Genomic DNA, 3,446 nt, shown 5'->3' with positions numbered 1-3,446 from the left:
TGGCGAATTAATCAAAGTTTTCCTAACTGTCCCAGCTGACCTAAATTCATTCTTCAATTACCCCAACCTTTTCACCGTGCTGAATACCAAAATACTCAACCGTGTCTGCAAGCAAGCGGACACTCGTTGCCAGTGCAGTCGGATTATTGCCGATAAGCACACGAACAGTCGTGTCTGTCGCAATTCTCACTATCGTGGTTTCTGCATTAGCTGCCGTTGACTGGGCTGATGTTACGCTCGATATGACATTCTCACTGCTCTCAAGCCCAACGACGACCTGCGCTACAGCACCACTGCCACCACGCATCAAACCTCTGTAATAGGCTACGTTTACTTTACCCATAACTAACTCACCATTTCCGTGACAGATTTACCCGCCTTAATGCTTAACATGTCTCGCTCCAACTCAACCTCCGACTGCTTCATTTCAGCCTCTTTGATCTTGGTTTCCGACTCGACCTGCTTGGTCTTGTAGTCCAGCTCCTTGATCTCCTGATCGATCACCTTGTTGTCCACCACTGCTTTCAACTCGGCATTCTGTGCCTTCAATGCCATGATCATCTCCTGTCCCTTCTGAATCATCGCTTTGACCTGCGGTGGGATTTCATCGTCCTCACCCTGCAAATGCGCTGGAAGTCAAGATTTAAGGCGCTTGGCAATCTCATCAGCACCAGGCCAATCGAGGTTTTTAGCCAGAAGATCGCCGATAACTGGCGCAGCTTGTGGGAAGTTCCGCAGCAACTCGATCATCTGCGTTGCAGCCTCCTCACGCTTTGACGTAAAGCTGGGACCGCTTCTCACCGTCACATCATACTTGCCGGTTGTCAGGTCGTAAATCTTATCCTCGCCCTTTGCATTGAATCGCTTGTTAATCTGAACGTTCTCAGACTCCTCCTCTTGCCCAAGGACACGAATCATGCGGGGCTTGTCGTAAACCTTGGGGATCAAATCAACAAGTATCCTTCCGCCCTGCCTGATCGACTTGGAGAGGTTATCCATAAAATGGAATGTACTGATATCGCCTTCTCGTTGACGGACCATGATCGCCCTGCCAGAGACTTCATTACTGCGAGCGCCAAGACTTGCATCGTGCATTCCAATCACAGCCTTGATTTCATCATTCGCCGTTAATGCCTCTTGAACCGCAGCCATATTCACCGCTGGCGGGTTGATTCTCTGTGGAGGAATAGGCCCATCAAATTCCAGGTAGGCGTGGTTTTCAGTGTTCGCCGTTCCCCACTTGTCAGAATCCGTATCAAAAGCACCAACAGGGCCGAGCCACGGTGATTTCGTTCCAAGGACAACACTTTCTGCTTGCGCTGAACGAAAGAAATTATAGAGCTTTTGCGAGTCTTTCGCATCTCGGATCAGGCTCTTGTAGTAGGTCCTGCCCTCAACTGCAACCTCTTCACCGTAAACAGGGACAATCGGAATGTATTTGCCAGGCCAGTCGTTTGTCTCTAAAACCTCCTCGCCAGTGATAATGTACTGCGTAACCTTGTAGGATTGGGCCGTTCTCTCCCTGACAACCTGGAAGCCTGCAGTTAAAAACAACGCTTCCTGCGCATCGAACTGTTCACGCTCCATGATCGTGCCGTCAGTCAGCATAACAACCTTGCGCTCAACCTCTACACGCTTCCAGTATTCAGCAACCCTGACTTCGTCCTTCTGCTGCCAGCTTTCATCGTAACTATCCTCCCAATCGCTCAACGTGGCATTGGGATAGTCTTTCTTGAATCTCTCGTTTGGTATCCATTCGCTGACAAAAGCACTATTCCAGTCTGAACCATCGAGCGAGGTTGAATGTGGATCACCGTGGACTGTCAGGGGGTTTTTCACCCTCTCGATTTGTATGTCCATATCGAAAACATCGTCATAGGCATAATCCATCGTGATACGGAAATAACCCAAACCACCATCGCAAGCAGATGCCAAAGCAGTCAGATAGGCAGTGTCAGCGCTCGATACTGTCTCGATGTTACGGATTAAACCGTTAATAACTGCTGCAGTGTCAGGATCTGATTGGCTGTCTACGGGATGAGTGGTGATAGAAGGCTTGTTGAGTCGGGCATCATTGACCACCTGGCGTGTAAATGCCGGCAGTTTATTGACCGTCAGGCATGGTCTGCCCTCAACATCACGAACCTTCCTGTCCTCATCGCTCCACTGATCGCCCAGGCGAGCAAAACACATATCGTCAAGGGCAAGCTGATAGTTCACACCATCGTTGTCCTGTGCGCGTTCAAATGCCTCTTTTGCTTCCTGCAGGAGTTTGTCGTCGTCTTTCATTACGTCCTCTCGACGTGATTAGCAGCTTCAGGACATCCATGACGCTTGTCTGCGTGGTTTTGATTTCGGCTTTGACTTGCCCAATCGCCTTGCGCCTTCACAGGCGTATCTCAACGAGTCAATGGTGTGGTTGTTCTTGTCATCGATCACGGGTAAAACCTTGCCTGTCATCGGGTCTGTCTTGTAGCTGTACATTGATAATTCGTCAATAACGTGCTGACAGCGAGGATGAACAACGATGTCGTAAGACTTCAGGAACTCAAGCCCCTCCTCTATCGACCTCGCCCCTTTGACCGCCGGCATGACCTTGGGATAGCCGTTCTTCTGCAAATGGCTGATGGTCTCAGGTCTGGCTGAATCTGCCGTGATCGGCCATTTCTCACTGTTAGGGACAGTCAAAAACAAGACTGGCGTATCAACGATCTCGCAATTCACCTTGTAAGCCTCATAAGGCACGTAAAGCGTCCTGCCCTCGATAAAGCACTGAACCAATACTGTCGGGTCAATACTGAATCCCCAATCAGCGCCTTGCCTGATTACCGCGTCTTTCGGTATGTCGAACTCCTCAACCTTCCAGTTGTGGAAGATCCTTGCCTCTGAGTTCTTCTGGTATGCGCCAAGCCAGATATGGGTGTATTTATCAACATCCCTCGACTTGTCGTACTCCATCTCTTCCTTGAGCACTTCAGGAAACAAGGGGTTGTCGATGTAGTTGACCTGGATCACTGTGCTGTTAGGCGGTGGATTATCACCACGAAGCAACACATCAACAGGATCATCAGCGTTTTCAGGATTCCAGCTAAACCAAAGTTCTGAGTCTTCCTTTCGGATCGTCGGCCTGAGTAAATCCAGACTGCGTTGGCTGAGTGTCTGCGCCTCTTCAACCCATGCAAAGTCAAAACCCTCAAGCGACTTGATCGAGTCTGCCGTGTGGTTCTGCATCCCCTCGAAAATGATCACCCCCTCACCAGGCGTTTCGATAAACGAGTTTGTTACCCTGAACCCATCTCTTACCGCAAGATAGTCTAGCTTGTCCTCGATCAACTGCTTGGCTGACTTGTCGAGCGACTTCTGTACTTCACGAATACAGGCCCATCTTGTTCCCTGGTTTCTGATACAACGGGCAATTAGCTTCTCTGCGAAAAAATGTGACTTAC

The 3,446-nt window shown here is 49.6% G+C and carries 4 protein-coding genes; all 4 read right to left on the bottom strand.

The window, feature by feature from the left end; translation table 11 throughout:
• Nucleotides 1-46 precede the first annotated feature (46 nt).
• Nucleotides 47-343 carry a hypothetical protein gene (locus tag BOW51_RS08775; protein ID WP_078477396.1) on the bottom strand — a complete coding sequence of 99 codons (297 nt, stop codon included), beginning with the start codon at nt 341-343 and terminating at the stop codon, nt 47-49.
• A 2-nt stretch (nt 344-345) separates the two neighbouring features.
• Entirely contained in the window at nt 346-582 is a 237-nt protein-coding gene (locus tag BOW51_RS08770) for a hypothetical protein (RefSeq protein WP_135568184.1), read from the bottom strand.
• A 54-nt stretch (nt 583-636) separates the two neighbouring features.
• Nucleotides 637-2,289: a portal protein gene (locus BOW51_RS08765; protein WP_078477394.1), complete on the bottom strand. Its 1,653-nt coding sequence runs from the start codon at nt 2,287-2,289 to the stop codon at nt 637-639.
• Between the two features lie 27 nt (nt 2,290-2,316).
• Nucleotides 2,317-3,446: PBSX family phage terminase large subunit (locus BOW51_RS08760; RefSeq protein ID WP_135568183.1), on the bottom strand; the 1,130-nt coding region annotated here is incomplete at its 5' end.

Source organism: Solemya elarraichensis gill symbiont (assembly GCF_002021095.1).
Lineage (GTDB): Bacteria > Pseudomonadota > Gammaproteobacteria > Chromatiales > Chromatiaceae.
The sequence above is the reverse complement of the archived record's forward strand: the minus strand, read 5'-3'. Positions and strand labels throughout refer to the sequence as shown.

Coding starts and splice junctions, on each gene's coding strand:
- BOW51_RS08770 (WP_135568184.1), bottom strand. CDS start 582: ATGATTCAGAAGGGACAGGAGATGATCATGGCATTGAAGGCACAGAAT.
- BOW51_RS08775 (WP_078477396.1), bottom strand. CDS start 343: ATGGGTAAAGTAAACGTAGCCTATTACAGAGGTTTGATGCGTGGTGGC.
- BOW51_RS08765 (WP_078477394.1), bottom strand. CDS start 2,289: ATGAAAGACGACGACAAACTCCTGCAGGAAGCAAAAGAGGCATTTGAA.